The 8,535-nt window shown below is 53.8% G+C and carries 5 protein-coding genes; 4 read left to right on the forward strand and 1 reads right to left on the reverse strand.

Annotation, left to right across the window (positions count from 1 at the left end; genetic code table 11):
* Positions 1-19 precede the first annotated feature (19 nt).
* Complete coding sequence (gene sppA, locus HNR65_RS16670; RefSeq protein WP_181552668.1) at positions 20-928, forward strand: signal peptide peptidase SppA; 909 nt, start codon at positions 20-22, stop codon at positions 926-928.
* A gap of 3 nt (positions 929-931) precedes the next feature.
* On the opposite strand, the gene HNR65_RS16675 is transcribed toward sppA, so the two are convergent.
* Complete coding sequence (locus HNR65_RS16675) at positions 932-1,537, reverse strand: L-threonylcarbamoyladenylate synthase (RefSeq protein WP_181552669.1); 606 nt, start codon at positions 1,535-1,537, stop codon at positions 932-934.
* A gap of 230 nt (positions 1,538-1,767) precedes the next feature.
* On the opposite strand from HNR65_RS16675, the gene guaB reads away from it, so the two are divergent.
* The 3 genes from guaB (at position 1,768) to HNR65_RS16690 (ending at position 8,084) form a co-directional block, all read left to right on the forward strand.
* Positions 1,768-3,231: an IMP dehydrogenase gene (gene guaB, locus HNR65_RS16680; protein ID WP_181552670.1), complete on the forward strand. Its 1,464-nt coding sequence runs from the start codon at positions 1,768-1,770 to the stop codon at positions 3,229-3,231.
* A 9-nt stretch (positions 3,232-3,240) separates the two neighbouring features.
* Entirely contained in the window at positions 3,241-6,843 is a 3,603-nt protein-coding gene (gene dnaE / locus HNR65_RS16685) for a DNA polymerase III subunit alpha (protein WP_181552671.1), read from the forward strand.
* A gap of 107 nt (positions 6,844-6,950) precedes the next feature.
* Entirely contained in the window at positions 6,951-8,084 is a 1,134-nt protein-coding gene (locus HNR65_RS16690; RefSeq protein WP_181552672.1) for a DegT/DnrJ/EryC1/StrS family aminotransferase, read from the forward strand.
* Positions 8,085-8,535 lie beyond the last annotated feature (451 nt).

Genomic DNA, 8,535 nt, shown 5'->3' on the forward strand with positions numbered 1-8,535 from the left:
TTTAATGCAGGCGGTTTCCATGTTTTCCCGAAGACATCCGTATCTGTTTTTTCTTTTAATGGTTGCCGGCCTGATCGCGGCCACCAGTGTTATTCTGTCTGTGATCGGCTTGTTCTCGCCGGAAAAGCGGCAGATGCACTATGGTGAAAAAGTTGGTGTGATCGAAGTCAAGGGCGCCATCCTGGAAGCCGGCCCGGTTCTGCAGAATCTGCGGGAGTTTGCCCGGTCGGGGGCAATAAAGGCCATTGTGGTGCGCATTGATTCCCCGGGCGGGGCAGTGGGTCCGTCCCAGGAAATATTCCGGGAAATCCGAAAGATTCGGGAAAATAAGCCGGTGATCGCCTCCATGGGAGCGGTGGCTGCTTCCGGGGGATATTATATCGCATCTGCGGCCGACGGGATTGTGGCCAATGCCGGCACCATCACCGGCAGCATCGGTGTACTCATGGAATACACCAATTTCGAGGCGTTGTTTGAGAAAATTGGTCTTTACCCGGTGACCATCACCAGCGGAAAGTATAAGGATATTGGATCGCCGCTGCGGGAAATGACCGGTGATGAGAAAAAATTGCTTCAGGATTTTGTCGACACCGTGCATGGCCAGTTTGTCGATGATGTGGCCGCCGGCCGGAAAATGAATCGGCAGGACGTGGCTGAAGTCGCTGATGGCCGGATCATTACCGGGCAGGGCGCAAAACAGTACGGCCTGGTCGACAGGATCGGCAATCTGTATGATGCCGTGGACTGGGCTGCAGAAAAGGGCGGTATACAGGGAAAGCCTGAAATTGTATATCCGCCCGAGGAAAAATTGTCCATTATCAATTACGTACTTGACAGGGTTTCGTCCGGAGTCCGGCAACAGCTCGGAGAAATCAGCACCGGCGTTCTTTCCGGCGGCTATATCTACTCCCCGGGCCAATCACCCTGATTGTTAAACCTCCTCGAGCCTGCCCAGCCCTTCACGCAGGATTTCGGGCTCGTCTCCGATCAGCGAGATCACGCTGGAGGGTTCTCCCGGAACCGGACCGCCGTCGATAATCAAATCGATGCTATTTTGGAAATGCTCCTGAATAAACGACGGGTCATTGAAAATATCGCCCCCGGGCGTGGCGGCACTTGTTGAAATAACCGGGTGCCCCAGGCTTTTGACCAGTTCGATGCAGATATTGTGATCCGGTACCCGGATGCCCACGGTTTTTCTCCGGGCGAGCATGATCTTGGGCACCTGGCGGGAGCCTTCGAGAATAAAGGTATAAGGGCCGGGAAGCAGCCGTTTCATGGTTTTATAGGCGTAGTTGGTGACTTTGGCATAGTCGCTGATGTTTTTTAAGTCCGAGCAGATAAAGCTAAAAGGTTCCCGTTTGTCGCGTTTTTTGAGGCGATAGATGTTTTCAATGGCTTTTTTGTTCAACAGGTCGCAGCCGATACCGTAGTACGTATCTGTTGGATAGGCGATGATGCCGCCGTCTTTGAGTACTGAAACGGCCCTGGCAATGAGCCGGGGCTGCGGGTTTTCCGGATTGATGTGAATTAACATGGCCTCTGGCTTTTTTTCTTTTTGTTTTATGGTTATAATTCGGCCAGGAGGGCGATATCGCCCAATGCACATTTTTGTATCACAGATTCCGGGGTCTGCGATAGTCTGTTTTAAGGGTTGATTTCCGGAAACCGGATTGTTTGTTGATATTCTACATATGAATTTTTGCTGAATCCATCAGGAAATCATTCATCTATCATTTTATTCATTTGTTTTGCGGGAGGAAAATAATGGAGAATCGACCCCTTGAGGAAGCTTATTCCTTTGATGACGTATTGTTGCTTCCGGGCTACTCAGACGTGGTGCCCAGTGCTGTGAGCACCGCTACCCGGCTGACCCGGAACATCAACGTCAATATACCCATCTGCAGCGCTGCAATGGACACAGTAACCGAGGGAAGAACCGCCATCAGCATGGCGCGGGCCGGCGGCATCGGGTTTATTCACCGCAACATGAGCATTGAGCGGCAGTGCCGGGAAGTGCGCAATGTGAAGAAATCGGAAAGCGGAATGATCGTGGATCCGGTGACCACCTCGCCGGATGTGCCCATCCGCAACGTGTTAAAGCTCATGCAGCAGTATCGGATATCCGGTGTTCCGGTCACGGTAGGGGAAAAGCTTGTGGGCATTGTCACCAACCGGGATCTGCGTTTTATCACGGATCTGGACAAACGGGTGGACGAGGTGATGACCCGGGAAAATCTGATTACCGTGGCCGAAGGCATCAGCCTGGAGGAGTCCAAGAAGATGCTTCATGCCCATCGAATTGAAAAGCTGCTGGTGGTCAATCCCGAAGGCCGGCTCACGGGCATGATCACCATCAAGGATATTGAAAAACTTAAGAAATACCCCCATGCATGCAAAGATGACCTGGGCCGTCTCCGGGTTGGCGGCGCCATTGGCGTGGGCGAGGACATGGAGGCCCGGGCCGAGGCCCTGGTCCAGGCGGATGTGGATATCCTGCTCATCGACACCTCTCATGGATTTTCCGCCAATGTCCTCAGCGCAGTCAAGCTTCTCAAGAAACGGTTTTCCGAGGTGGAGGTGGTCGCCGGTAACGTGGGAACGCCCGAAGGGGCAGAGGCATTGATCGAGGCCGGGGTGGATGCTGTGAAAATCGGGATCGGTCCCGGCTCCATTTGCACAACCCGAATTGTGGCAGGTATCGGCGTGCCGCAGCTCACGGCCATCATGAACTGCCGGCCGGTGTCTGAAAAAACCGGGGTGCCCATTATTGCAGACGGCGGCATCAAGTATTCCGGGGATCTGACCAAGGCCCTGGGGGCCGGGGCCAACTCAGTGATGATCGGCGGATTGTTTGCCGGAACAGAGGAAAGTCCCGGCGAGAAAATTATCTATCAGGGCAGAAGCTACAAGGCCTACCGGGGGATGGGTTCGCTTGAGGCCATGCAGGACGGCAGCCGGGACCGCTATCACCAGGAGGACCAGCAGGAGGCCGATAAGCTGGTACCTGAAGGCATCGTGGGCCGGGTTCCCTATCGGGGTACCATCGGCGAAAATGTCTATCAGCTCGTGGGCGGATTAAAATCCGGCATGGGCTACGTGGGTGCCAATTCCATAGAGGAGTTGCGCCAAAAAGCCCGTTTTGTCAAAATCAGTCCGGCAGGCCTCCGCGAAAGCCATGCCCATGACGTCATTATCACCAAGGAAGCACCCAACTACAGCCTGGACTAAGAGGCAAGCATGAGTATCAATCCCTCCGGTTTCGTACACCTTCACGTGCATACCGAATACAGCCTCCTTGACGGGGCCATTCGGATACGGGATCTGCTGGCCCGGGCAAAGGAATATGACATGCCGGCTGTGGCCATCACGGACCACGGTACGATGTTCGGGGTGGTTGATTTTTATCAGCAGGCCTGCAATGCCGGCATCAAACCCGTTATCGGCTGCGAGTGCTACGTGGCCCCCCGGACCCTGCAGGACAGGACACAGGCCGACCATAGGGACATGAGCCACCTGGTGCTGCTGGCCAGAAATCAGACAGGGTACAAAAACCTTTGTAAATTGGCCACTATGGCAAGTGTGGAGGGATTTTATCACAAGCCGCGCATTGACAAGCAGGTGCTCAGGCAGCATGCCGAGGGTTTGATCGGCCTGTCTGCCTGCATTAAGGGTGAAATCCCCATGCGCATCCTCGAAGGGCGTGTTGATCTGGCAGAGGAAGCCGCACGGTTTTATTCGGAGGTGCTGGGTCCGGATAATTTTTACCTTGAGCTTCAGCACAACGGCATGGAGGACCAGAAAGCCGTCAATGAGGCCCTGATGGACATGGGCCGGCGTCTTTCTTTGCCACTGGTTGCCACCAATGACTGTCATTACCTGGATGCCGGAGATGAGCGGGCTCACGAGGTGCTTTTGTGTATCCAGACCGGCAAGACAATGGATGACGCCGACCGGATGCGTTTTGGCAATGGCGAGCTTTACTTCAAGTCCCCGAAGGACATGGAAAAATCCTTTTCCCATTGTCCGGAGGCGCTGTCCAATACCAAGCAGATTGCCGATCGCTGCCATGTTGAATTTGATTTCAATACCCATCATTTCCCCAATTTTAATCTCACGGATGATCGCTCTGAATCCGAACTCTTTGAGGAAAAGGTTCGAAGTGGCTACGAGGCCCGGATGGAAAAAATCCGGGAAAAGAATCCGGATGTGGCGGAATCTGTTTACCGAAAGCGGGTGGACTATGAAATTGACGTGATCAATTCCATGGGATTTCCCGGCTATTTTCTTATTGTGGCCGATTTTATTGAATATGCCAAAAAGCGCAACATCCCCGTGGGTCCGGGCCGCGGCTCGGCTGCAGGCAGCCTGGTGGCCTATGCCCTGGGCATTACGGATCTGGATCCCATTGAAAACGGACTGATATTTGAGCGTTTCTTAAACCCTTCCCGCCAGAGCATGCCCGATATTGACGTGGATTTTTGCATATACGGCAGAGAAGAGGTGTTTCACTATGTCGTGGACCGCTACGGCGGCCCCGAGTACGTTGCCCAGATCATTACATACGGGAAAATGAAGGCCCGGGCAGTGATCCGGGACGTGGGCCGGGCTTTGAACATCGCACTGAGCGAAGTCGATGAAATCGCCAAGCTGGTGCCCGAAACCCCGGGCATGACCCTGGAAAAGGCCATGGAACTGGAACCCAAGCTGGCGGAACGGGCCCAGTCCAATCCGGTGATCGGCGAACTCATCGAAATCTCCCGGTCCCTGGAGGGGCTAAACCGTCATGCTTCCACTCATGCCGCCGGCGTGGTCATCGGGGACAAGCCCCTGGTGGAGTATTTGCCCTTATATAAAGGCAAACGCGGCGAAGTGCTGACCCAGTACGACATGAAAATGGTGGAAAAAATCGGGCTGGTGAAATTTGATTTTCTGGGCCTGCGCAACCTGACGATCATGGCCAATGCCCTGCAGATCATCGAATCCCTTGGAAAGCGCCCGCCGGATCTGGGCCATCTGGATTTGTCCGACGAAAAAACCTTTCAGCTGCTTTCAGCCGGCAATACCACCGGGGTGTTTCAGCTGGAAAGTGCGGGCATGCGGGATCTGCTCACCCGGATGAAGCCGGAAAGTTTTGCCGAGGTTACGGCCCTGGTGGCGCTTTACAGGCCCGGGCCCATGGGCAGCGGCATGCATGACGACTACGTGGAGCGCAAGCACGGCCGCCAGAAAGTGCAGTACCTCATACCGCAGCTCGAACCGATTTTAAACAACACCTACGGCGTGATTCTTTACCAGGAACAGGTCATGAAGATCGCAAGCGAGGTGGGCAGCTTTTCCATGGCCGAGGCGGACAATCTCAGAAAAGCCATGGGCAAGAAAATTGTCGATGTCATGGCCAAACAGCGCGACCGGTTTGTCAAGGGCGCGGTGGAAAACGGCATTGATGAACAAAAGGCCAATGAGCTGTTTGAGCTCATCGAGACCTTTGCCGGCTATGGCTTTAACAAGTCCCACAGCGCAGCTTACGCCTTAATCGCCTACCAGACCGCCTATCTCAAAGCGCATTTCCCGGAAGAATTCATGGCAGCGGTGCTCACTTCTGAGATGAATTCCTCGGACAACGTGGCCAAATACATTGCCGAATGCAGAAACATGAATATCGCGATTCTGCCGCCGGATATCAATGAAAGTCACAAGGGCTTTACGGTTTCCGGCGAAAAGATCCGTTTCGGGCTGGCAGCGGTCAAAAACGTGGGCGAATCCGCCATTGAATCCATTATCGAAATCCGGAAGCAGGGCCGGTTTGAATCAATTTTTGATTTCTGCCAGCGGGTGGACCTGCGTAAGGTCAACAAACGGGTCCTGGAAAGCCTGATTCAATGCGGAGCCTTTGACTCTACAGGATACACCCGGGCCGCGCTCATGGCATCTGCAGATGATGCCCTGGATTACGGCCAGCGGGTGCAAAAGGAACGAAACGATCCACAGATGTCGCTTTTCGGCGGCTCCGGCCAGGATGCGGATGCCATCAATGCGCCGGTCATTTCCGAGCTTCCCGAATGGGATGAAAAGCATATGCTGGAACTGGAAAAGGAGGCCATTGGATTTTATATCACCGGTCATCCCCTGGATGAATACCAGGATATAATGGAAAAGTATGCCAACGCGGATGCCCTTTCCGTTGCCGAGGATGCCGTGGGGGACCGTGAGATTGTGCGCCTTGGGGGCATTGTCAAGCATATCAAGACCATCATGACCAAAAAGGGCGATCCAATGGCTTTTTTGAATATCGAGGATATGCATGGCTCCGTGGAAGTGGTTGTGTTTCCGGATCTGTATGCCGCTGTTGCCGACGTGCTGGTGCTGGAGACCCCGGCATTTGTTCAGGGCCAGGTTCAGAAAAATGAGAAAAGCACCAAGATCCTGGCCGACAGCGTGATCCGCATTGCTGATGCCGAAACCAACTGGGCGGCAAGCCTGCATATCCGGGTTGACGCCGAAAGCGTGGAAAAACAGGCCATGGAGAATCTGCTGGCCGTTTTGCAGAAATACCCCGGGGCGTGCAAGGGGTTTTTGCACGTGCGCATCCCGGCCAAAACCGAAACCGTCATTGCCTTGCCCGAGGAAATGAAGATCAGGGCCGGCGTGGCCCTCCGTCAGGAGGTCAATACGCTTCTGGGCTATGATGCCGTGTACACGGTTTGTGCCCCCGTGCACCAGGCCGGCTCGGGCAACAACGGCAACAGCAAAAGCGGAAACGGCAAATACCAGAAAAAAGCAAACGGCAACGGCAAAAACGGCAACGGCAAAAAGGGCAACGGCCGGAAGAAGACAGCTTAGAGGCCGGCATTGGGCGGGTTGGCTGCGCAAAAGAGGGCCGGCTGAGTGCTGTGAGCGTAAACCATTGGCATTATGGATGATGCCGCTGAAAATGCGAGGAATAACGCATGTATGTCCCGTTACTTGACCTGAAGCTCCAGTATGCGTCCATCAGGCAGGAGTGCCTGGCGGTTACTGAAAAGATTTACGATTCCCAGCATTTTATTCTTGGTCCGTATGTTGAAAAGCTTGAAGAAGAGGTTGCCGGCTACTGCGGCACCCGGTATGCAGTGGGGGTGTCATCGGGCACTGATGCGCTGCTGCTTTCCCTGATGGCTGCCGGCATTGGTGAAGGCGACCGGGTGATCACAACCCCGTATACGTTTTTTGCCACAGCCGGCTCCATTGCCCGGGTGGGAGCAGTGCCGGTTTTTGTGGATATTGAGCCGGATACCTATAATATTTGCCCCCAAAAGCTGGAAGCCGCAGTCCGCCGCATGGATGAAAAGACGCGCCAAAGCGTCAAGGCCGTGATGCCGGTGCACTTATACGGCCAGTGCGCGGAAATGGATCCCATCAATGCCCTGGCCCGTGAAAACAACTGGGTTGTCATCGAGGATGCCGCCCAGGCCATGGGCGCGGAATACAAGGGGCAGCGGGCGGGGTCATTGGGGGATTTTGGATGTTTTTCCTTTTTTCCTTCCAAAAACCTCGGCGGGTTTGGTGACGGCGGCATTGTGACCACCAATTCGGATTCCTATTATGAAATGTTAAAAATCCTTCGGGTTCACGGGGCCAGCCCCAAGTATTACCACCGCTACATTGGCGGCAATTTCCGGCTTGATGCCATCCAGGCGGCAATCGTGTCCATCAAGCTTGCCCGCCTGGATCAGTGGACACAAAAGCGGCAGGAAAATGCCGCCAGATACCGGCAGTTGTTTGCAGAAGCCGGGATCGACGAGATCATCGGATGTCCCCTGGAAAAACAGGACCGGCATATTTACAATCAGTTTGTCATTTCTGCGGAATCAAAGCGGGATGCGCTTCGCGATTTTTTGCAGGCCGCCGGGGTGGGCTGCGAGATTTATTACCCGGTTTGCCTGCACATGCAGCAGTGTTTTGCCGATCTGGGGTATGCCGCCGGCCAGATGCCCGAGGCCGAAGCAGCAGCGGCCCGGACCCTTGCGATTCCGGTGTTCCCTGAGTTAACCGAAGATCAGCAGGCCTATGTGGCGGAGCAAATCCGAAGTTTTTGCAGCTAGATAAAAAAACATGGTGCGGCAGGGCATTTTTATGGTTGACAAAGCCCTGCACGACATGTAGAACGCAGAAATTCATTTGACGGGCAGCCCTTGAATCGGGCGGACATTGCAAATGTTCAGGGCCATAGCCACTGCCCCGGGTTTGGGAGAAACAAGATTGCCAAAACCCGAAAGTAAAAAAAATGAAAAAAAGCAAAATTTGTTGTTGACAGGCCGGCGATAAAATCATATAAATGGCAATTGTCGCTGCCCAAAGGTTGACGACAAAACATCAGGTTCTTTTACAGGCGCTAAAGCCGAATGATCAGAGCCTTGATCTTTGAAAACTAAATAGTGGCAATAAGCGGGCCAAGTTAATTTTTATTTTCGCTTATCCGTATTTATAAGATACGTACGATTTAAGTGGAGAGTTTGATCCTGGCTCAGAATGAACGCTGGCGGCGTGCTTAAC

The sequence above is a fragment of the Desulfosalsimonas propionicica genome (assembly GCF_013761005.1).
In the GTDB taxonomy this organism is placed as follows: domain Bacteria; phylum Desulfobacterota; class Desulfobacteria; order Desulfobacterales; family Desulfosalsimonadaceae; genus Desulfosalsimonas; species Desulfosalsimonas propionicica.